21 protein-coding genes are annotated in these 20,328 nt (G+C 70.2%); all 21 read right to left on the minus strand.

From position 1 onward, the window contains the following. Nucleotides 1–2 precede the first annotated feature (2 nt). Nucleotides 3–686 (minus strand): glutamate synthase, encoded by a 684-nt coding sequence (locus LY13_RS07245; protein ID WP_253827506.1) that lies wholly within the window; start codon nt 684–686, stop codon nt 3–5. After that, the gene (locus tag LY13_RS07250; RefSeq protein WP_253827507.1) at nt 674–1,570 is read right to left on the minus strand and encodes a class II glutamine amidotransferase domain-containing protein; all 897 of its coding nucleotides are present in this window, start codon (nt 1,568–1,570) and stop codon (nt 674–676) included. Before LY13_RS07250 ends, LY13_RS07245 begins: the two co-directional genes overlap by 13 nt. 28 nt (nt 1,571–1,598) lie before the next feature. Next, nucleotides 1,599–2,951: a type III glutamate--ammonia ligase gene (gene glnT / locus LY13_RS07255; RefSeq protein WP_253827508.1), complete on the minus strand. Its 1,353-nt coding sequence runs from the start codon at nt 2,949–2,951 to the stop codon at nt 1,599–1,601. Nucleotides 2,952–3,123: 172 nt separating this feature from the next. Further along, entirely contained in the window at nt 3,124–4,545 is a 1,422-nt protein-coding gene (locus LY13_RS07260; RefSeq protein WP_253827509.1) for an ammonium transporter, read from the minus strand. 182 nt (nt 4,546–4,727) lie between these two features. Beyond that, nucleotides 4,728–5,828 (minus strand): heme-dependent oxidative N-demethylase family protein, encoded by a 1,101-nt coding sequence (locus tag LY13_RS07265; RefSeq protein WP_253827510.1) that lies wholly within the window; start codon nt 5,826–5,828, stop codon nt 4,728–4,730. Between the two features lie 14 nt (nt 5,829–5,842). Beyond that, nucleotides 5,843–6,865: a PDR/VanB family oxidoreductase gene (locus tag LY13_RS07270; protein WP_253827511.1), complete on the minus strand. Its 1,023-nt coding sequence runs from the start codon at nt 6,863–6,865 to the stop codon at nt 5,843–5,845. An 18-nt stretch (nt 6,866–6,883) separates the two neighbouring features. Next, nucleotides 6,884–7,414 carry a dimethylamine monooxygenase subunit DmmA family protein gene (locus LY13_RS07275; protein ID WP_253827512.1) on the minus strand — a complete coding sequence of 177 codons (531 nt, stop codon included), beginning with the start codon at nt 7,412–7,414 and terminating at the stop codon, nt 6,884–6,886. Next, on the minus strand, nt 7,411–8,409 hold the full coding sequence (locus tag LY13_RS07280) for a heme-dependent oxidative N-demethylase family protein (RefSeq protein ID WP_253827513.1): 999 nt from the start codon (nt 8,407–8,409) through the stop codon (nt 7,411–7,413). Before LY13_RS07280 ends, LY13_RS07275 begins: the two co-directional genes overlap by 4 nt. A 107-nt stretch (nt 8,410–8,516) precedes the next feature. After that, nucleotides 8,517–9,485: a PDR/VanB family oxidoreductase gene (locus LY13_RS07285; RefSeq protein WP_253827514.1), complete on the minus strand. Its 969-nt coding sequence runs from the start codon at nt 9,483–9,485 to the stop codon at nt 8,517–8,519. Further along, nucleotides 9,482–10,015, minus strand: a complete 534-nt coding sequence (locus LY13_RS07290) for a dimethylamine monooxygenase subunit DmmA family protein (RefSeq protein WP_253827515.1) — start codon at nt 10,013–10,015, stop codon at nt 9,482–9,484. The genes LY13_RS07285 and LY13_RS07290 overlap by 4 nt, the downstream gene beginning before the upstream one ends. Nucleotides 10,016–10,026: 11 nt before the next feature. After that, nucleotides 10,027–10,341: a cupin domain-containing protein gene (locus LY13_RS07295; RefSeq protein ID WP_253827516.1), complete on the minus strand. Its 315-nt coding sequence runs from the start codon at nt 10,339–10,341 to the stop codon at nt 10,027–10,029. 273 nt (nt 10,342–10,614) lie between these two features. Continuing rightward, nucleotides 10,615–11,532, minus strand: a complete 918-nt coding sequence (locus LY13_RS07300) for an amidohydrolase family protein (RefSeq protein WP_253827517.1) — start codon at nt 11,530–11,532, stop codon at nt 10,615–10,617. Next, nucleotides 11,529–12,395 carry an N-acyl homoserine lactonase family protein gene (locus LY13_RS07305; protein WP_253827518.1) on the minus strand — a complete coding sequence of 289 codons (867 nt, stop codon included), beginning with the start codon at nt 12,393–12,395 and terminating at the stop codon, nt 11,529–11,531. The genes LY13_RS07300 and LY13_RS07305 overlap by 4 nt, the downstream gene beginning before the upstream one ends. Nucleotides 12,396–12,399: 4 nt before the next feature. Beyond that, nucleotides 12,400–12,816: a carboxymuconolactone decarboxylase family protein gene (locus tag LY13_RS07310; RefSeq protein WP_253827519.1), complete on the minus strand. Its 417-nt coding sequence runs from the start codon at nt 12,814–12,816 to the stop codon at nt 12,400–12,402. Further along, on the minus strand, nt 12,813–13,796 hold the full coding sequence (locus LY13_RS07315) for an NAD(P)-dependent oxidoreductase (RefSeq protein WP_253827520.1): 984 nt from the start codon (nt 13,794–13,796) through the stop codon (nt 12,813–12,815). Before LY13_RS07315 ends, LY13_RS07310 begins: the two co-directional genes overlap by 4 nt. After that, on the minus strand, nt 13,793–15,472 hold the full coding sequence (locus tag LY13_RS07320) for an AMP-binding protein (protein ID WP_253827521.1): 1,680 nt from the start codon (nt 15,470–15,472) through the stop codon (nt 13,793–13,795). Before LY13_RS07320 ends, LY13_RS07315 begins: the two co-directional genes overlap by 4 nt. Further along, on the minus strand, nt 15,469–16,509 hold the full coding sequence (locus tag LY13_RS07325) for an NADPH:quinone oxidoreductase family protein (protein ID WP_253827522.1): 1,041 nt from the start codon (nt 16,507–16,509) through the stop codon (nt 15,469–15,471). The genes LY13_RS07320 and LY13_RS07325 overlap by 4 nt, the downstream gene beginning before the upstream one ends. Further along, the gene (locus LY13_RS07330; RefSeq protein WP_253827523.1) at nt 16,506–17,645 is read right to left on the minus strand and encodes a CaiB/BaiF CoA transferase family protein; all 1,140 of its coding nucleotides are present in this window, start codon (nt 17,643–17,645) and stop codon (nt 16,506–16,508) included. The genes LY13_RS07325 and LY13_RS07330 overlap by 4 nt, the downstream gene beginning before the upstream one ends. Then, nucleotides 17,642–18,652, minus strand: a complete 1,011-nt coding sequence (locus LY13_RS25900; RefSeq protein WP_253827524.1) for an acyl-CoA dehydrogenase family protein — start codon at nt 18,650–18,652, stop codon at nt 17,642–17,644. Before LY13_RS25900 ends, LY13_RS07330 begins: the two co-directional genes overlap by 4 nt. Continuing rightward, nucleotides 18,649–19,428, minus strand: a complete 780-nt coding sequence (locus tag LY13_RS07340) for an enoyl-CoA hydratase-related protein (RefSeq protein ID WP_253827525.1) — start codon at nt 19,426–19,428, stop codon at nt 18,649–18,651. The genes LY13_RS25900 and LY13_RS07340 overlap by 4 nt, the downstream gene beginning before the upstream one ends. Next, complete coding sequence (locus LY13_RS07345; protein WP_253827526.1) at nt 19,425–20,300, minus strand: 3-hydroxyacyl-CoA dehydrogenase family protein; 876 nt, start codon at nt 20,298–20,300, stop codon at nt 19,425–19,427. The genes LY13_RS07340 and LY13_RS07345 overlap by 4 nt, the downstream gene beginning before the upstream one ends. Between the last annotated feature and the right edge of the window lie 28 nt (nt 20,301–20,328).

Here is a 20,328-nt window from a genome sequence, read left to right on the forward strand (position 1 = left end):
CCTCAGTAGGTGTTGTGGGCCCGGAAGTGGTAGAGCCTGCGCGCCGAGCCGTAGCGCGTGTACTCGGCCGGGTCGTCCTCGTAGCCTGCGGCCTTCAGCAGGCCGGCGAGCTCCTCGACGTGCTCGGGGCGCATCTCTTTGGCCACGCAGTCGGCGCCGAGCGCGCCGACGTCGCCGCGGACGTAGAGGCGGGCCTCGTAGATCGAGTCGCCCAGTCCGTCGCCGGCGTTGCCGCGTACGACCAGTCGGCCCGCCTGTGCCATGAACGCGGAGTTGTGGCCGACGTCGCCGCCCACCACGATGTCGACGCCCTTCATCGAGATGCCGCAGCGGGCGGCGGCGTCGCCGTGCACCACCAGCAGACCGCCGTGGGCCGTGGCCGCCGCGCTCTGTGAGGCGTTGCCCGCCACCACGACGGTTCCGCTCATCATGTTCTCCGCGACACCGGTCCCCGCGTTGCCACTGATGACGATCTCCGCCTGTTGGTTCATACCCGCGGCGTAGTAGCCGACGTGCCCGTCGACCGTGATCTTCACCGGCGCGTTCACCCCGACCGCGATGTTGTGCGTGCCGCTCGGGCCGGTGACGACGTACTCGCCGCTGACACCGTCGGCGTGCAGCGCGGCGTTGACGTCCCGCAGCGGCGTGGTGGTCAGGTCGAACGTCGTGGCAGTCAGCGTGTCCACGCGTAGATCACCTCCGGTTCGGGTTCCCAGATGCGGGCGGCTTCGACGCCGGGCAGGTGCGCGAGGGCGCGGTACTCGCTCGCCATCGCGACCCAGTCGGCGGTCTCGGCGATGACCGCCGGTTTGCAGGCGATGGCGTCGCGCACCACCGCGAAGGAGTCGTGATGGGACACCAGCAGCGTGTAGAAGCCGTCGAACGTGGCGCACAGTTCTTTGAGCGCCGTCTCGACGTCACGGCCCTCCGCCAGTCGCTGCGCGACGAACCGCGCGCCGACCTCGGTGTCGTTGAGGCTGTCGAACTCCACGCCGGCCGCGACGAGCTCGCGGCGGATGGTGGCGTGGTTGGCGAACGAGCCGTTGTGCACGAGGCACTGGTCCGGGCCGACGGCGTACGGATGGCAACCGGCGGCGTCGACCGCGGATTCGGTCGCCATCCGGGTGTGCCCGACGCCCTGCCAGCCCTGTGCGCCCGGCAGTCCCCAGCTGTCGGCGAGGGTGTGCGGGTGGCCGACGCCCTTGAGCACGGCCAGGTCGGTACCGAAGCCGGCGACCAGCGCGTCCGGGTGCGCGGCGCGCGCGGCGGCGAGCAGCTGCTCACTGCCGGCGGGCGACGTCAGCAGCAACGTCTCGGCCAGCACGCGGCCCTGCACCGGTGCTCCCAGGGCCGCGGACACAGCGGCCGCCGCGTCGTCGGCCCCGGCGTCGACGCCGAGCAGCGACACCGCGCCGTGCCCGCCGGGGGTCCACACCGGGTCGCCGTAGACGGCGACGCCCGCCGAGTCCGCCCCGCGGTCCTCCATTTCACACAGCATCCCGGTGAGCAGCCGGCCCAGTTCGGGGTGCAGTTCCGGGGTCCGCAGATGCAGTCCCACGATTCCGCACATGTGTCGCCTCCTTTCGACGTCGCCGACGTCAGAACGCGGTCAGGTACTGATCGATCTCCCACTGCGAGATCGCGTGGTGCCAGGCGAAGTACTCGCCGCGCTTGAGCTTGACGAAGTACTCCGACACGGGTGTGTCGTTGCCCGCGACACCTCCGGCGGGGACGGCCGCGTCGAGGACGCCGCTGATCACCGGGTCGGCTTCGAGCTGGTCCACGGCGTGCAGCAGCGTGAGCGGCAACTCGTCGATGTGCTCGGGGCACGTGCCCAGTTCGCCGGGGTCGCCGCTGCGCTTGATGCCCTCCAGCCCGGCGCCGAGCGCGGCCGCGATGGCGAGGTAGGGATTGGCCGACCCGTCGCCGCCACGCAGTTCGACCCGATTGGCGTCGGGGATGCGCACGTAGTGCGTGCGGTCGTTGCCGCCGTAGGTAGCTTTGCGCGGCGCCCACGAGGCACCCGACGTCGTGGCCGTGGCTCCGGTGCGCTTGTAGGAGTTGACGGTCGGTGCGATCAGCGCCTGCAGCGCCGGCGCGTGGCCGAGCAGGCCCGAGACGAACGAGTACGCCGCGGGTGACAGTCCGGTGCCGCGTCGGTCCGGTTCGGCGCCGGGGAAGACCGGATCGCCGGCGCTGGTCAGTGACAGGTGGAAATGCAGCCCCGAGCCGGTGCGGTCGGCGAACGGTTTCGGCATGAACGTCGCGATCATGCCGCGTTCCTGCGCGAACATCGACAGCAGATAGCGCAGTGTGATGACCCGATCGGCCGTGGTCACCGCGTCGGCGTACTCGAAGTTCTGCTCGAACTGACCGTTGCCGTCCTCGTGGTCGTTGGCGTAGTTCGACCAGCCGAGCGTGTTCATGGCGGTGGAGACCTCGGTGAGGAAGTCGTACATCCGCGTCAGGCCGCGGACGTCGTAGCAGGGTTGGTCGGCGTTGTCGTGGTCGTCGGCGGTGACGAGACGGCCCGTGGCGTCCTTCTTGAGCAGGAAGTACTCGACCTCGGCGCCGGCGTGTGGTTCGAACCCGGCGTCGCCGGCCTGCCGGACGAGGGCTTTGAGGATGTTGCGCGGGGCGTACGGCCACGGTTCGCCCTCGACGTGCGGGTCGCAGTGGACGATGGCGAGTCCGTCCTTGAGGAACGGCACGGGAGTGAACGACGAGACGTCCGGGACCGCGACCAGGTCGGGATCCTTGGGCTCCTGCCCCATGGCGCCGACCGCGTAGCCGGCGAAGCCGACGCCGTCGGTGGCGAGTTCGTCGACGGCCTCGACGGGCACGAGCTTGGCACACGGCTTGCCGCGCAGGTCGACGAACAACGCCAGGATGAACGTCGTGCCGTGCTCGACGGCCAGTTCGGCCAGACCCTTCTCGGTGGTGACGGTCATCGGGCGGCTCCTACATGTCTACTTCAAGGAATCATCATCTAATGACAGTAGACATGTCCAGTATTGCGACCAGATGACATCGCCGTCAGCGTCGCGTTGCGCGAGCCGTCCGAGACACAGGTGAGGCCCGGCCACCGCGTGACCGGGCCTCACCTGCTGGGCTGGACGAGGGTCAGACACGCACCTCGTCGGGGTCGTCCTCGGGCGACGCGTCCCCCTCCGGTGCCGTGCCCTGAGTTGCCGTGCCCTCCGGCGCCGTGTCCGTTGGGGGCGACGGGGCGTCCACCGGCTCCGGTGCGGGCGTGCTCACCGCTCCGCCGGTGATCGCGCCGTTGCCACCCGGCAGCGCACCACGCCCGGCCGCCGGCATCAGGTCGTAGGCGGACTCGGCATGGACGGCCACGTCGAGCCCTTCGGCCTCGGTCTCCTCGTCCACCCGGATGCCGATGAGCTTGTCGAGTCCCTTCGCCACGAGGTACGTCATGACGAACGAGTAGCCGCACGTCGCAACGATGCCGACCAGCTCACGCCAGACGATGTCCGGATCGCCGCCGAACAGGACCCCGGTGACCCCGCCGGGCGCCGCACCCGAGGCGAACAGGATCACGCAGAGCGTGCCGAAGATGCCGCCGAGTCCGTGAACGGCGAAGGCGTCGAGACTCTCGTCGATGCCGAGCTTGTTCTTCAGCCCGATCAGCAGGCACACGCCCGCACCGGCGACGAGACCGAGCAGCAGCGCACCGATCGGGCTCATGACGTCCGCGGCCGGGGTGATGCCGACCAGTCCCGCGATCAGGCCGGTCACGATGCCCAGTCCGGTGATCCGCTTCTCGCGAATCTGCTCGACGAGCGCGAAGCCGATCATGCCGGTGCACGCCGAGAGCAACGTCGTCAGGACGACGTACTGCGCCAGGAAATCGGCCGCCCCGGCCGTGCCGCCGTTGAAACCGAACCAGCCGAAGAACAGGATGCCGCCACCGATGACGACGAGCGGCAGACTGTGTGGTCGCTCCCCGGAACGCCGCTTGCCGAGGGCGACGGCGAGCGCGAGCGCGGCAACGCCGGAATTCATGTGGACGGCCGTGCCACCGGCGTAGTCGTGCACGCCGAGCTTGCTCATCCAGCCCTCGTCGATACCGAAGATCCAGTGTGCGACCGGGAAGTACACCACCGTCAACCACACCACGGAGAACGCGATCCATCCGCTGAACTTCATCCGGCCCGCCGCACCGGAGGACACGATCGCGATCGTGATGGCTGCGAACAGGATGAAGAACGCTGCGTTGAAGGCACCCTCGGCTCCACCCGTACCTCCGTCGGCCTGGAAGTCGCCGAGTCCGAGGAAGTCACTGGGATCACCGATCAAGCCCCAGCCGCCGACGGACGGCCCGGACACCAGTCCGTAGCCGTACGCCACGTACAGCACGGCGGTGACGGCGAGCGTGCTCAGCACCATCACCATGATGTTGAGGGCGTTCTTCGCCCCCAGCATGCCGCCGTAGAACAGCGCGAGTCCGGGGAACATCAACGACACCAGCCCGAAGGCTGCGAGCAGCCAGGCCAGGTCGCCGTTCGCGGCGAGGACAGGTTCCATGAGAGTTCTCCTCGAGGTGACAGAGTTGTGGCGGCGGTCGTGGTGACGGCAGCGAGGCCGGCGCGACGTCGGGCACCTGCCGGTTGGCCGCAGTTTCCTTTGTGGACACTTCGTCCGTGTTGCGGTTCCGCGCTCCGGCGTGACGGGCAGGTAACGGTTACGGGCTTCGTGTTGCGGCCGGGTCAGCCCGCGCGGAGATAGGCGACGACGTCTCCGGAGAAGTCGAGGAATCCCTTATAGGCGGCGATGTCCTCGGGCAGTTCCTCGACGATGTCGGCCAGCTGCGCGCACCACTCCGGCACGGCCTTCAGTTCCTCGAGCGAGGCCATGAACGTGCGAATGTTGAACGTCACCGCGCCGGTCGTCGGCAGCCGCACGAAGTGTTCGAGCTCGATGCGCAGCTGGACGTTCGGGATCGCGTCTCCCGCGGCCTGCCGCAACGCCATGTCCCTGCCCCACGAGGGCAGCGATTCGAGGGCGATGTCGTACTTGCGGGTGGGCGAGGCCGCGAGGTTCCAGTTCAGCCTGCGGTAGACCCGGTCGGCGGGCAGTCGCCGCAGGAACTGCTCGGCCCGCGCGACGATGCCCTCGCGGCGCATCCGCGGCACCGGGCCGTGGATCTCGTACATGTCCATCCCGACGTCGAACGACACAGACCACGCCGCCGCGAAACAGACCGCGCCGGCGTCGAAGTACAGCCGGCCGTCGCGCTCGGTGACGAGCAGCATGTCGTCGGGGACCTCGCGGCTGAGGAACTCCAACGGTCCGTGCGGGATCGAGTCCCACTCGCCGAGGACGAACCGCTGGTCGGTGCCGAGCAGGTCGTTACGCCAGTGGAACGCATCGGGGTTGCCGTCGACGCCTTCGTCGAGGTGCATCACCTCCGGGTGGGTGATGGCGAGGTCACGCAGGTAGTAGAGCAACAGGTCCCAGCACGCCGGTTCCATACCGCGGCGGATCTTGGTGCGGTGCGGATCGGCGTCGTGGGTGATGCGCTTCTCGGTCATGATCGTCAGGTAGTCGGCCCCGCCGAGATCGACCAGGTGACGTCCCCATTCGCCGGCGCGAGTGGGACGCGGTACGCGGGCCGGGTCGACGTTCACCGAGTAGCGGAAGGCCCCGAGGTCCTCCGGGAACGGCCAGGGCAACGGGCCGACGTGGTCGACCGGCTGCGCCCGAAAGGCCTCGACCTCCGGTGTGCGCAGCGGGCGGATGCCCACGGCGGCCATCTCCTCGTCGGTGTAGCGGGGCGACCGCGCGGCGGCGATCGCAGTGTCGGTCACGGCGTCTGCTCGGCTCACCATTGCACCTCGATCTCGCTTCGGTCGACACCGCGCGAGACGCAGCACAGCATGCTGTCCCCGGCGGTTTTCTCCTCGTCGGACAACGCCAGGTCGCGATGCACGACGACGCCGTCGGCGGCGCGCACCGGGATGCGGCACTCGCCGCACACGCCCTGGCGGCACAGGTTCGGCACGGGCAGTCCGTGCTCGAGCAGCCGGGTCAGCAGCGACACCCCGGCGGGAACGTCGATGCGCTCGCCGCTGGACGCGACAACGGCGGTGAACGGCGATCCCGGGTCCTGTTCGGGCGCGGTGAAGCGCTCCAGGTGGACCCGCGCGTCCGGCCACCCGGAGCCGGCGGCGACCTCGAGGTACGTCTCGAGCATCGGACCGGGACCGCAGGCGTAGGCGTGCGTGCCGAGCGGCTGGTCCGCGAACCGTTCGCGCAGGACACGCACCGTGTCGTCGACGGTCGTGGCCTCGTGCAGCCCGAACCCGGCGCGCTCGGCGAGTTCACGCAGGTCGTCGAGATGGGCGGCCGCGCCCGGCCGGTAGGAGTAGACGACGTCGGCACGCCGGCCCGCACGGGCGAGCGCCCGCGCGTGGGAGAGCACCGGCGTGATGCCGATGCCGCCGGCGACGAGTAGCGCTCCGTGCTGGTCGAGCACGGGCGGGAACATCGACCGCGGGCCCTCCACCTCGAGGAGGTCACCTGCGGCGGCCCGGTCGTGGAGCCAGTCGGAACCGCCGCCCTCGCCGCGCCGCAGCACGGAGATTCCGTAGGAGCGCGGATTCATGCCGTCGTCGACGAGCGAGTAGGCGTTGCGGTGCTCGCCCGCGGTGACGATCAGGTGGCTGCCCGGTTGGTAGGCGGTCAGCGGCTGCCCGTCGACGGGGACGAACCGGAAGTGCGTGATCGCGTCGGTCAGCGGCCGCACCTCGTGCACGCGCACTGTGCGACGTCCGGTCTCGTAGGCCGGGTGCAGGTGGAATCGGTGACCGGCGAGTTCGCCGGCGATCGGATCGGTCAGTGTCACCGTGGACCTCCCGGGGGGTCAGAGGGTCATCGCGTGGGCATCGGAGGCGAGGAAGCAACCCAGCGACCACGCCAGGTGCGGGTGGATCTCGAGCAGCCGGCCGCAGCCCGGGCAGGTCACCTCGTCACCCGGTCCGCCTGCCACGCGGTGCGGCGCGCGGCAGTGCGCGCAGTGGATCGGCGCGTCGCCGGTGTCGACGACGAAAGCGGCGATCTCGCCGGGCAACGCGCCGGCGTCGTGGGCGGCCGTGCTCGCCGTCAGCACGTCGTACTGACCGCCGACGAGCAGGAGCCTGCAGCCCGTCCGTGCCGCGGCGAGCACCTCGCCGAAGGTCGCGCGGTCGGTGTCGGCGGACATGGAGTCGAGGACGGCGAGCACGGTCGGCGCCGCCGCCTCCGCCTCCTCGACCCACGCCCGCGCGACCTCGCGGGTACGCGCGTGGCCGCCGATCGCGACGACCACGTACGACGTCCCGGCCGGGTCGACGGGCGGTGGCTCGGCCGGCCATTCCGGGAGCGAGTAGAACGGCGGCGGGATGTCGGTGTTCATGTCGGCCCCGCAGTCCCGAGCCATTCCGCGGCCCGCTCGCGGTAGGTGATCAGGCCCTTGTAGTCGGCCATGTCGTCGGGCAGTTCGGCGAGTACGGACGCCGTCCGCTCGCGCCACGGCTCGACCGTCGCGATCTGTTCCAGCGGCAGCATGTGGGTGCGGATCAGGAACATCACCGCGCCGGAGTCGGGCAGTCTGATCAGGTGCTGCACCTCGACACGCAGGTGCACGAGCGCGCCGAACAGCTCGTCGTCGACGGCCGACACCATCGCGCGCTCCGGTCCCCAGCCCGGATAGGTCTCGGTGGAGACGTCGAGGCGCCGGCCCACGGTGAGCGTCCAGTTGGTGCGCCGATACGGCTGGTGCGGCTGCAGTCGCATCAGGAAATCGTGCGCGCGGGTGATGATGCGTTCGCTGTGGATGCGCGGCACCGGCCCGTGGATTTCCAGGAAGCTCATGCCGAGGTCGAAACCGAAACTCCAGTCGGCGGCGAACGTGACCACGCCGGCGTCGGCGTAGAGCTGCTCGCGTTGGTCGAGCAGGACGATGTCCTCCTGCACCTGCGAGCCGATGTACGCCAGCGGATCGCTTGCCGGCAGCGATGCGTCGTCGCCGTAGCGGAAATCGACGTCGTCCCCGAGCACCGCGTTGCGCCACCGGTAGCCCTCGCCGAGCCGGTCCAGCGTGAACCACTCCGGGTACGCGGCCGACAGCTCCCGCATCAGGGTGAGCATCGCGTCCCACGCCGCGGGCCGCATGTGCGGCGACACGGCCTGGCGACTGGGGTCGCGACGCAGGATTGCGGCACGCTCGGCGAGTTCGGTCCGGTACTCGACGTCGACGTCGACGACCGCCTCGCCCCACTGTCCCTGCGCGGTCGGCACGGGCACGCCCGCGGGCTGGACATTGGTCGAGTACCGGTAGGTGTCGTCGGTGAACGGAAAGGGGAACCGGGCGGTCAACTCGTCGAGCCGGTCGGCCTGCGTCCGCGGCACCCCGGACATCTCCGCGGGACTCGTCGCGTATTCCGGTCTCGTGGAGCCCGGTGTGCCGGTGCTCGGTGTGCCGGGGCTCGGGGATGTTGCGGAACTCGGCGCGATACTCACAGGGACACCTCCAGGGTGGGTCCGTCGGCACGCGAGACACACGCCATCACGGCGTCTCCCGCGGCCTTCTCGTCGTCGCTGAGGTACAGATCGCGATGCAGCGGTGTGCCGCCGCCGACCGTCAGCCGGCATTCGCCGCACACGCCCTGCCGGCACATGTTGGGGACGTCGAGGCCGGTCCGTTCGAGCGTTTCGAGCAGGCTGACCCCGCTGGGGACGGTGAGCTCCCGCCTGTTCCCGGCGTGGGTCACGGTGACGGTGAACGGTTCGCCGGGGGCGAGCGCGTCGGCGCCGAACCGCTCGGAGTGCAGCCGGGAGTCCGGCCAGCCCGCCGCGGCCGCGGCGGCGAGGGTCGCGTCCATCATCGGGCCGGGCCCGCAGACGTAGAGGTGTGTCCCGATCGGCTGCTCCGCCAGGACCGTGTCGAGTCGGCGCGTGAACGCCTCCCGTTCGGTACAGGTCTCCAGTCCCGGCCCGGGAAGGCCGCCTGCCAGGTCCTCGATGTCGTCGAGATGCGCTCCGCGACCGGGGCGGAAGGTGTAGAGCACCTGCACCTCACGGCCCCACCTGCGGGCCGCACGCAGGTGGGACAGGATCGGCGTCACGCCGATGCCGCCCGCGATCAGCAGGTGCCGGCGCGCGCGGGCGACGGGTGGGAATGCGCTGCGCGGCAGGAGCGCGCCGACCTTGGTGCCCGGGGTGAGCTCGCGGTGGATCCACTCCGAACCGCCGTTGCCGCCCGCGCCGGCGGGTACGTGCAGGACCGAGATCCGGTACGCCGCCGGGTCGACGCCGTCGCCGGTGAGGCTGTAGGCGTTGCGCCGGCCGCAGCCGAGTTCGAGCACGACGTGACTGCCGGGGACGTAGCCGGGCAACGGTGCCCCGTCAGCGGCTTCCAGCGTCACCGACCGGATGCCGGGAACCTCCTCGGCGATGTCGGTGATGACGAGTTCCAACGCGGTCATGACACCTCCGTTCCGGGAATGCGTTCGGCGTCGTGCTGGAAGCCGAGGAACCGACCGGTGTTGCGCGAAACGTGGTAGTAGACGAGCAACTCCCGGCCGCACCCGCGGCAGGCCACGACGTCGTCCACAGCAGCCTCGACGTTCGTGACGGCCGAACAGTGGCTGCAGTACAGCGAAATCGGTCCGTGCCCGGTCGGGCGCAGCTCCAGTTCGTCGTCCTCCACACCGGCCGTCACCGCGGCCGCCCGCAGCTGCAGGCAGTCCCCGACCGGAGCGGCGATCCGAATGCGGACACCGACGTGCGGGGCCGCGAGCGCCGCGTCGAGTCCGACATCGGCGGCGGTATCGGCGAGGACGACCTCGGCCGGGACGTCCGCAGCGTCCTCCCACGCGGCGACCTGTGCGCGGCCCGCTGTTCCGACACCGACCAGCAGGTGTCGGTTCCCGCCCTCGCGCGGCGACGCCGCTGCGGTGCGGCTGCGCCTGCCGCGTGCCCAGGCGGGGACGCTGGTGTGCTCCAGACTGCTCATGGCAGACCCGATCAGAGCAACGACGCGTCGCGGTAGCCGACGTAGAACGCGAGCGCGTAGCTGGGAGTACTGAACTCGATCACCGACCCCTTGGGGAAGAAGATCGCGTCCTTGGGGCCCGCCACCAGCTTCTGACCCGTGTCCTTGTCGACCAACAAGAACTCGCCCTCGAGAACGACCTTCATCTCGTCGTACTCGTAGGTGTAGATCAACGGCTCGTCGGCGCTCTTGAGCTCGAAGTACCCGGCGCACATCGGACTGCCGTCGGGGTTCTCGTACACGTCGCCGATGAAGCCCTCGGTGCCAGGGAACTCCTCGGTCGACATTCGCGGGAGACCCTTCCAGGCCTCGGTGCTGACACGGAAAGGAACCTGTTCGGCCACGATGAAGTCCTACTCCTAGGAAACGTTGTTGCCTATCAGTAGACCCATCGCTGCGCGATCGCGGGTTGCCGAACGGTAAAGGATTGTTTCGACGGCATCACCGCAGCTGACGCGCGTCCGTCGCCCGGATCCATGGACGCGGAGTCAGGTGACGAAGGCTAGAAACCGGGCGAAACGGCCGGAGGGTCACGCGGGCGGCGCAGACCCCACCGGCGGTCACAACACGGCGAGGCCGGTGTCGAAGCCGTAGCGTTCCGCGGCGTTGTCCACCAGGATCCGCCGCCGCACTTGCGCGTCCGGAACCCAGTCATCGAGCCGGGCTCGCACCAGCGCACTCTCGGGAACCGGTAGCCGTAGCCCCACATGTGGCCAGTCGCTGCCCCACAACAGATTCCGCGGACCCGCCTCGGCGAAGGCCCGAACGCGCTGCGCGACGGCGTCCTCGTGCCGTCGCCACTTCTCGGCGAAGCCGGGCTCGTCCGCGCTCGGAGCTCCCGGCACGAGTCTGTCCAGTCCGGACAGTGTCACCCAGATCTCGCCGTCGGTGAGCAGCTCGAGCAACAGCTGCACCGCGGGATCATCCAGCCCGGCATCGGACGGCACGTATCCGAGATGGTCGATGACCACAGGGACCGGGCAACGCCGAACGGCGTCGCCGAGCCACTCGACGTGCCTGCGTACGTCGGTCCACACCTCGACGTGCCATCCCAGTGGCGCAACCTTCCGTCCCACCTCCACCAACGACTCCACCGGAACGCCGCCCGGGTAGCCGTCCTGAACCCGCGTGCCCCGCACGCCCGCGGCGTGCATCCGCGCGAGGTCGGCGTCGGACCAGCTCGGGTCGACACACGCCACGCCGCGCAGGCTGTCGGGCCGAGTCCGCAGCGCTGCAAGCAGACAACGGTGGTCCCGACCGTAGGCGCTTGGCTGGACGAGCACGCCACGGCCGCACCGAACCGCGTCGAGGTGGCTCAGATAGTCGTCGACGTCCGCCTGCGGCGGACGGTACGCCGCACCGGTCACCGCGGATGTCGGCCCGGCCCCGTCCGCGGTGAACACGTGGCAGTGCGTGTCGGTGGCGCGCGAGTCGATCGCCTCGGCGTTCGTTCCGCCGAGGCCCTGGCCGGCAGTCATCCGCGTCGTCCCCTCGTCGTGTGTGCGTGGTCCAGCCTGCCGATGACGCCGGCGACGCCGACCAGATCGTCCCGATACGGTTCGATCCGGTCCAGTACCGCGGCGTCGTGCCCGGTCAGCACCTGGTCGACCTCGCCTCGGTCGACCAGGTCCCGGACGGTTTGCAGACCGTCGTAGAGCCCCGGCAGGTCGGTGACCGCCATGAACGGCATGTCGCGGTCGAGTTCCTCGGTGAAGTGCACGGTGTCCGAGGCCAGCAGCACCACGCCCTCGGTCGTGCGCACCGTGACCATGCACTGTCCGGGGGTGTGTCCGCCGACCTCGGTCACGGTGACACCGGGCGCCACCTCGACCGACCCGGACAGCCGGCGGACTCGGCCCTCCTGCTCCGCCTCCACGAGCGCCGCCACCTCGTCGTCCTCGGCGAACAGGCCGATCAGCGGTTTGCTCGCCACCTCCGAGGTCCAGAAGTCGAGCTCGGCTCCGCTGATCGCCACGGTCGAGCGCGGAAACAGGCCGACGTTGCCAATGTGGTCGTAGTGCGCGTGCGTGACGACCACAAGGTGTTCGCCGTCGGTGTCGACACCCAGGTCGCCGTACACCCTCGCCGGTTCCGCCAACACGGTCCGTCCGCGCGCCTCGGCAGGCCCTCGTGCGAAACCGGTGTCGACCAGAACGGTTCTCGCCTCGTTCCTCAGGACCCACAGGTAGTAGTCGACGACGAACGGCCCGTCCGGTTCGCCGTACTGCCCGTAGTTGAGGAACACCTCGCTCCGCCGCGTCCGCCGGGTTCCGTGCCGGACGACGATCACCTCGTACACGTCGTCCTGGCGTGGCGCGGTCGTGTCGTCCGCCCCGCTCACGTCGTCACGACCCGGCGCCGCTGCCGCCCTCGTGCACCTCGACGTCGGGTTCGATGCCGTCGGCACCCACGACCTCGCGCCAGGCGTCGAAGCCGGTCTGGAATGCAACGATGCCCGCTTCGGGCAGCGCGATCTCGATGGCTTCGAGAATCTCCTGAGCGCTCACGCCGAGGTCGAGCGCGACCCGGATGTGACTCTGGATGTGCCCCTTGGACGCACGCATGACCGTGAGGCTGACGATGAAGATCAGTTCCTTGGTCTTGCGGTCCAACGTGCGCTGGTCCAGATAGGCCGCGCCGACCAGTCCGTTGGCGGCCTGCAGCACGGGAAAGTCGTGCTTTGCCATCACCTTGTGGTAGTCGAGGACGTAGCCGCGTTTGCGAGCCATGTCGTCGATGTAGTCTTGTGCCGCGTCGGTCATCTGGTCACCTCACTGTCGTCGTCGACCCTGTCGTCGTCGACACCGTCTGCTGTGGATGTGCTGTCTGCTGTGGACCGGCCCGTCCCATCGCCGGGTCTGCCCAGCGGCGCATTGTTGACCGTCTCGTAGTAGCGGGCGAGTTCGGTGTGGTCGAGACCCGCACCGCCGAGCTGTTCGCGTGCCGCGAGCGCCGTCTCGAACGCCGCCGCCGTCACCGGCGCCGTTGCGCCCAGCTCGTCCGCCAGAGCCCTCGCCATGCCCAGGTCCTTGATCATCAGGTCCATGGCGAAGCCCGAGTCGTAGGTACCGGTGAGCACGTGGCGGGGGTACTTGACCTCGGATGCCTGGGACCGCCCTGTCGAGGAGTTCAGGACCTCGACCATGACCGCCGGATCGATACCGAAGGACGTCGCCACCGTGAGCACCTCCGCGGCCGCCGCGACGTTGGTCGCGGAGACCAGGTTGTTCAATGCCTTCGCGGCGTGCCCGGCACCGCTGGGGCCGACCGCGTGCACCGTCGATCCCAACGGCTCGAGGTGCTGCCGTGCCCGGGCGACGTCGGCTTCGGCCCCTCCGACCATGATGGACAGTTCCCCGGTGAGCGCCTTGGCCACACCACCCGACACCGGTGCGTCGACGTAGCCGATCCCCGCCGCACGCGCCCGTTGCGCAACGTCCCGCGTGCTCGCCGGTTCGGAGGAACTCATGTCGATCACCAGCGCCCCCGGGGGAAGCGCGGCCAGCAGTCCGTCGGTGAGCAGCACCGATTCCACCACCCGGCTGTCCGGCAGCATGAGGATCACGGCGTCGATCCCGTCGGGCAGCTGCGTGAGCGAGGGCACCACCTCGGCGCCGAGCTCACCCGCCAACGCCGACGACACTGCAGTGTCCACATCGAACAGCATCGTCGGGTATCGCGCTGCGTACCGCTGCGCCATGGGCGAGCCCATGCGACCGAGTCCCACGAACAACGTCGTCATGATTCTCCGTACCGCTCCCGCAGTTGCACCTTGCGCACCTTTCCGCTCGCCGTCTTCGGCAGTGCCTGCACGTACTCGAGCCGTTCGGGCAGAAAGTGCTTGGACAGACCGTTCTCGAGCAGGAAGTCGCACACCTCCGCCAGCGAGGGCCGTGCGTCTCCGCTGGGTACGACGACGGCACACGCGCGTTCGCCGAGGCGTTCGTCGGGCACGCCGACGACCGTGGCCTCGAGGATGTCGGGGTGCTGGAACAACGCGCTCTCGACGCCGGTGACGGGGATGTTCTCGCCGCCGCGGATGACGATGTCCTTGGTCCTGCCCTCGAGCTCGACGTACCCGTCGGCGGTCAACCGCACGGTGTCGCCGGTACGGAACCAGCCGTCGGTGTCGATCTCCGCACGGGTCACCTCGGGCAGGTTCAGATACCCGAGGAACAGCCCGGGGCCACGGATGCACAGCGGGCCTGCCGTGTCACCGGACACGTCCGCCGCCGCAGCGTCGACGTTCTCGAGTGTGCCGACCTTGATCTCGGTTCCCGGAACCGGGACGCCGTCCGTGGTATGTGCTTCCGCCGGCAGGTGCGGGGCGCAGGAGACACCGATTCCGAGCTCGGTCATCCCCCACGCCGGGCACACGTAACACCCGAACAGCGCACCCGCCACCGACGGCAACGTGCGGGGCACCGGCGCTCCCGCCAGCACCACGGTCCGCAGTGGACAGTTCTCGTCATGTGCCAGATCGGTCTGCATCAGGTCCTGCAGGAAGGTCGGCGCCGAGAACATGGCCGTGACCCCTTCCTCACGGATCACCTGCGCTGCCCGATCGGGCGCCCACCGGTCCAGGTAGACCGCGGTGCCCCGCAGGTAGGTCGTCAACAGCACACCCCAGAGGAAACCGGTGTGGTGCCCGACCGGCGAGCCGACGAGGTTGACGAACGGTTCGGCCAGTGCGTCGGGCCCCGCGTGCGCGGCCCAGTTGCGCATCACCGCCTGCAGGGTCTGCCCCGTGTTCATCACGCCCTTCGGCTCACCCGTCGTGCCCGAGGTGAAGCCGACGTGGGCGAGCACGCGCGGGTCGGGCTCCGGAAGATCCACGTCGGGCGCATCGAGCAGCGAGTCCAACGGCGTGACCCCGTCCTGGCGCGGACCGGCGAGCACGATGTGCTCGAGTCCCGAAAGCCGGCCGCGCAACCCCTGCACGAGCTCCAGGGGGCGGGCGCTGCCGAAGGACTCCGGCACCACCACGACGCGGGCGCCCGACCTGCGGAGAATCACCTCGACATCGCGTTCGCCGTATGCGACCGGGATGCCGCTGTAGACCGCGCCGAGCTCGTTGATCGCGAAGATCAGCGCGGCGAAGTCGGCACGGTTCGGCAGCATCACGGCCACCGAGTCACCGGCGCGGACGCCCAGTGCGTACAGCCCACAGGCGTAGCGGTGGGCCCGCTCGTCGAGCTCGGCGTAGGTCACCGATGCCGGTCGTTGTCCCGTCGACGTCCGGTCGACGGCTGCGGCGCGGTCCGGTACCTCCGCCGCGGCCGACGCCAGGAGGTGCCGCAGGGTCGTCGGCACCCAGGCGCCGGACTCCTCGTACTGCCGCACGAGTTCCGGGGTCAACCTGCTGTCGGGGCGTAATCCGGGATGCGCCGTGGGGGCGGTGTCCATCAGCGTGTTCATGGCGTGTGCTCCTCGTGGACGTCGGTGTGATCCGTGGGAGAAAAGGGCGGGTCGGGACGGCCTGCCGGGCACGTCAGCACGACGTTGCCGGTGAGGCCGCCCTCCTCGACGTCGGCGAGCGCGCGAGCCGCGTCGCCGAGTGGGTACGTGCGCTCGATCGGGACGGTGAGGCTGCCGTCGAGCTGCAGCCGCAGCAAGTGCTCGACGGCGGCGCGCATGGCGGCGGGTTCGCGATCGCGGTAGTCGCTGACCTGCAGTCCCAGCACGGAGATGTTCTTCACCAGAAGGTGACCGGCCTTGACGATGGGCAGCTCCCCTGAGGCGAAGCCGATGACGACGAGCCTGCCCTCCCACGCGGTGGCGCGCAGCGCCTGCGTGAACACGTCGCCGCCCACGGTTTCCAGCACCACGTCGGCGCCGCGCCCGCCGGTCACGGCGAGAACGTCGTCACGCAGGGACGGACCCGCGGTCACCACGTGATCGGCTCCGTGGCCGCTCGCCATGCGGGCCCGCCGCTCGTCCCGTGCCACGGCGACGACCGTCGCTCCCCACGCCTTCGCGAGCTGGATGCCCACCGAGCCGACACCGCCACCCGCTCCGGTGACGAGCACCGTCTCGCCCGAGCGCAGGTTCGCACGCCTGCTCAGCGCGAAGTAGGCGGTCAACGCGTTCAGACCGCACGCGGCGGCCGCCACGAGCGACACACCGTCCGGCACGGTCACGACCCGATCCTCGGGCACGGCCACGACCTCGGCATAGCCGCCGTGTTCCAGCTGGGCGGCCACCCGGTCTCCCGGCCTCTGCCGCACGACTCCCTCGCCGACGCTGCGGACCGTGCCCGCGATCTCCTTCCCGGGGACGAACGGGCACTCGGGCAGGAACTGGTACCGGCCGCCGACGACCAGCACGTCGGGAAAGTTCACCCCGGCCGCCTCGACGTCGATGAGGACCTCGCCCGGCCCCGCGACGGGTTCGGGCAGTTCCGTCGTGGCCACCGAGTCCGGAGGGCCGAAATCCTTCACGACCGCCGCTCTCATACCGCACTCCCCTGCCCGCGGCCGAACGTCGGCGCGTCGAGTCCCGTCCACAGCGGAGGGGCCGCGCGGGCGCCGGGTGGGTGCCGCAGCGTGTCGTCGACGGGCACCGGCAGGCCGCCGACGTCGAAGCCGTCGCCCGTCACGCGATAGGCCTCGCGGGTGCCCAGCCTCTGTGCCTGCGCGGCCTCCTCGAACGTCGCGACCACACAGCAGCAGGCGTCCTCGCCGTCGAACACGCCGCGCCAGTGCTCCGCGGTCCGCGCCGCGATGCGTTCGGTGACGGCGGCGATGACCTCGTCCTCACGCCCACGGTCTGCGCGCAGATGCTCGGGAAGGTTGATCAGGTCGCAGAAGCGCTGCCAGAACCGTTCTTCGAGTGGAGCGGCGGCGACGTGGCGCCCGTCGGAGGTGCGGTAGATCCGGTAGCGCGGGCTGCCGCCGGTGAGCAGGTCGCGCCCGGCGACGGGCCAGCGGCCGCTGCCCTCGTGGGTGGCCAGGTACCCGTAGGCCAGGGTGCCGATGTTGGCGGTCATGGACACGTCGAGGTGGCATCCCTCGCCCGTGGCGTCGCGGCGGAACAGCGCCAACAGGATGTTCATCACAGCCGGATAGGTGCCTCCCGCGATGTCGGCGAGCACCGTCGGCGGCAGGTGCGGGTCGCCGCGATCGTCCACGACGGACCCGAGCAGTCCTGTCTCGGCGAGGTAGTTGAGGTCGTGTCCCGCTCGCGGGGCGTCGGGCCCCGTCTGGCCGTATCCGGTGATCGAGCAGTAGACGACGCCGGGGTTGACCGAGCGGAAATCCTCGTACCCCAGACCCAGCCGGTCCATCACACCCGGCCGGAATTGTTCGACGACGATGTCGGTTTCGGCGGCCAGTTCCAGCACGCGCTCGCGCACCTCGGGGGCCTTGAGGTCCGCGGCGACGCTGCGCTTGCCGCGGTTGAGCAGTGCGTAGTTCGCCGAGTCGGCTCCGAGTCGTGGTTCGTAGCTGCGCATCTCGTCGCCGTGTGGCGGGCGTTCCAGGCGCAGGACGTCGGCGCCGGCCTCGGCGAGCAGCAGTGTCGCCAGTGGGCCCGGAAGCAGGGTGGAGAAGTCGAGCACCGTGCGTCCGGACAGGGGCGGCAGGGCCGTCATGCGCCACCTCCGGCCAGTGCGTCGGCAGCCACCCGTAGCGATGCCGTTGCGTCCACGGCGGCGCGCAGCGAGACCGCGTCCCGCAACAGGCCCTCGACGCCGTACTCAGCCATGTAGCCGTAGCCGCCGTGCGACTGCACCGCGGCCGCCGCGACGTCGATGGCTGCCTCGAAGGCGGGCGCCACCGCTGCTGCCGCCTCCGCGGGTCTGTCGATGTCGGCGGCGACCGATGTCGCGAGCAGACCGCGGACGGTGGTCTCCTGCGCCGACAGCGAGGCACGCACGGTGGGCAGTGCGGTCAGTGGCGCACCGAACTGCTCGCGGACGTCGCTGTAGGTGTGCGCGGCCTGGGCCGCGGACTCGGCGATCCCGGCAGCCATCGCCGCGGCGCCGACGTCGAGGAACGATCGCGCCCGCGCGACGGCCGGACCACGCACGACGACGTCGTCGGTCAGTGCGACGTCCACTGCGCACCCGACGGTGAGCGCGCCGTCGAGCCCGGTACGCCGGACGGGAGGGCCGAACGCGACGTTCTCCGGCGGCACCGCGAGGGCCGTGTCGCCCGAGAGCAGCACCACGAGCGGGTCACGGCCTGCCGGATCGATCCGGTCGAGCGTCGCCGCCAGCCGGTCACCGGGGCCGTCGGCGTCCACCGGCGCCACCGCGACGGGCGCGCCCCCGTGGATGCGGTCGACTCCGTCCCGCGCCGACGGCACCATGGCCGCCGCGTGGGCCTGCACCGACGCCCACGCCAGGGCCGGCCACGTCCCCGCCAGGCGAGCCAGCGCGACGAGCGTCGTCCGCAGATCGGCGCCACCACCGCCGCGCTCGGCCTCGACGCCGAGCGTCCACAGTCCCTGCGCCGCCAACGTCTCCCGTGCCCGGTCGACGTCGTCCGGCTGCTCGTCACCGGCGCGGTGCAACCGCTCGGCGGTCAGGTCGTCGACGAGGTCGAGTACGGCCCGCTGGTCGTCGTCGAGCGGCGGACCCCACCACGGCCGCCTCACGACCAGAACTCCTCGTCGTTCGGCGTGCGCTTGGCGGCGAAGGAGTCGGAGACCTCGTGTGCCTCGCGGGTGTTCAGGTACAGGGTGAGCTGCTGGTCGTGCGCCATGCGCGCCTGTCCGATCACGCCGCTGTGCCGCGCGGAGAACGCGCCTTTGAGGCCACCGATCGCCATCGGGCTGCGCGTGGCGATCTCGGCGGCCACCTCCTGGGCACGCGTGACGGCCTCGCCCGCCGGGACGACCTCGTTCACCAGGCCCATCTCCAGGGCCTGGGCCGCCGAGTACTTGCGGTTGAGGTACCACATCTCCTTCGCGCGCTTGCGCCCGATCGTGTCCTCCAGGTACCAGGTGCCGTACCCGGCGTCGAAGCTGCCGACCATCGGGCCGACCTGCCGGAAGACCGCGGCCTCCGACGCGATCGTCAGGTCGCACACGTTGTGCAGCACGTTGCCGCCGCCCACCGCGTACCCGTTGACGGCGGCCACGACCGGTTTGGCGATGGTGTCGATCAACTCGTAGACGTCGATGATCGGCAGCACCTGCGAGTAGTCCAAACCGGACATCTCGTCGTGTTCGCCGCCGATGCAGAAGAACTTCTCGCCCTCGCCGGTGAGTACCGCCGCGCGCAGCTCGGGGTCGGTGCGGAATCGCTGGAGGACGTCCTTGAGCTCCGACAGCGTGCGGTTCCGGAGTTTGTTGCCCGCCTCGGGCCTGCGGATCGTGATGGTCATGACGGGACCGGAGGTCTCCGCGGAGATGTCCGTGTAGTCGCTCATCGGCTGTGTCCTTCCTCGGTCGTTCCCACGCGAAATCCCCGTCCGCTCTTGGTGCCCAGGTAGCCGGCGGCCACCATCTGCCGCAGCAACGGCGGCGGCGCGTACTGCGGATCGAGCGTCGCCTCGTAGGCAGATTCCGTGGCGTGGGTGTGCACGTCGATGCCGATCAGGTCCAGCAGCTCGAGCGGGCCGAGGCGGTGACCGAGTCCGAGCCGGATCGCCACGTCGATGTCCTCGGCGCTCGCGAGGTCGTCGTCGAACTCGCGCACGACGTCGTTGAGATACGGCATCAGCAGGCGGTTCACCAGGAATCCGGGCCGGTCCTTGACCTCCACGGGCGCCTTGCCCAGGTCCTCGGTGAACGACACCAGGTCGGCGGCCACGGACGCGTCCGTCTGCAGTGCACGCACCACCTCGACGACGGCCATGACCGGTGCCGGGTTGAAGAAGTGGAGTCCGGCCACCCTTTCCGGCCCCGACACCCGTGCCGCCAGGTCGGTCACCGAGAGCGCGGACGTGTTGGTGGCAAGCACGGTTTCGTCTCGCACGACCTCGGCGACACGGCCCAGCAGATCCGCCTTGACGTCCATGCGCTCGGTGACGGCCTCGATGACGAGGTCCACGGTCGCCAGATCGGCGACGTCCGTGGTGCCGGTCAGTCGGCCGAGCACGGCGTCACGCTCGGCTTCGGTGGTCTTGCCGCGGCTCACCCCGTCGTCGAGGAACCGCCGTACGGCGGCGAATCCGGCGTCGAGACGGTGCCGTTCGGTCTCGAGGACCACGACGTCGCGTCCCGATCCGGCCACGACCTGGGCGATGCCGCCACCCATCGTTCCGAATCCCAGCACCGCGACCCGCGAAAACACAGTCATGCTCATTCTCCGTTCCCGGTCCGCCTGT

It is taken from the genome of Prauserella aidingensis, from assembly GCF_024171865.1.
Lineage (GTDB): Bacteria > Actinomycetota > Actinomycetes > Mycobacteriales > Pseudonocardiaceae > Prauserella > Prauserella aidingensis.